The 1,225-nt window shown below is 40.2% G+C and carries 1 protein-coding gene; it reads right to left on the reverse strand.

Translation table 11 applies throughout. The annotated features are described in order from the left end of the window. Positions 1–1,225, reverse strand: a 1,225-nt coding sequence (locus DFQ02_RS15215; RefSeq protein ID WP_181896399.1) for a hypothetical protein, incomplete at both ends; no start/stop codon positions are given.

Raw genomic sequence — 1,225 nt, forward strand, 5'->3', positions numbered from 1 at the left:
GTGCAAATTCGCTTCTAACATAATATGTGGTAGCAGAAGCTGGACTAACCGTAGCACTAATAGCTCCGGTATCATTATCAGCATTAGCTTGACTGGTGTGGAAAGTTATTGTAGTTCCATTTGGAGTAACTAAAGTATTTAAATCTATGCTGGTTTGACTATTTGCGCATACAGAACCATTACTTGTAGATAATGTTGGTAATGGGTTAACAGTTACTTGTATACCATTACTACCAGACTGTTGTACAGCACATTGCACATAGGATGTTAGTTGCAAAGAAATAGTTTCAGAACCTGTTAGTGTGTTTGTGGTATACGTTGGATTGGTAGCGCCCGAAATAGGACTTCCGTTTAATAACCATTGATAATCTGGATTTGAACCTCCATTGGTAATTGGACCTGTTGAGAAGGTGACTGAATCTCCAGGACATATCGATGTACTCGATGCATTAATACTAAATGACACAGGTCTGGAGTTATTAACGGTCATATTAATAACATTACTGTCTTCTTCACAGGCAAATAAATTTGAGGTTATCGTTAATGAAATTTGGTCACCATTACTATTTGCGGCATCAATTGGATTATAATCATAAGTTGGATTAGTTCCTACTAGAGCTCCATTAAGTTTCCATTGATAAGATAATATAGTTCCAGAATTAGTTGTTGAAGCAACACTAAAAGTAGCAGTTTCATTAGAACATAATGTCGTTGCTGTAGACTGTATTACAATAGTAGGTTCCAGAGGTTCAGTAATGGTACGACTAGCATCCAGAGTAATGGTACAAGCCGTAGCATTGGCATCTCTAATTTGCACGCTATAGTTAGCTGGAGCGAGTCCGGTAAAGCTACCGCTAGACTGCCAAGTACCTGAGTCTAATCTATATTCATAACTACCAGAGCCACCTGAGGCACCAGAAATTGTAATGGAACCGTTCGAAGCACCGAAGCAGTTGGAGTTATTAGAGTTAACCGTTGCAGCAAGTACAGCAGGTTCAGTAATGGTACGACTAGCATCCAGAGTAATGGTACAAGCCGTAGCATTGGCATCTCTAATTTGCACGCTATAGTTAGCTGGAGCGAGTCCGGTAAAGCTACCGCTAGACTGCCAAGTACCTGAGTCTAATCTATATTCATAACTACCAGAGCCACCTGAGGCACCAGAAATTGTAATGGAACCGTTCGAAGCACCGAAGCAGTTGGAGTTATTAGAGTTAACCGTAGC

The organism is Seonamhaeicola aphaedonensis, assembly GCF_003386195.1.
Classification (GTDB): Bacteria; Bacteroidota; Bacteroidia; order Flavobacteriales; family Flavobacteriaceae; genus Seonamhaeicola; species Seonamhaeicola aphaedonensis.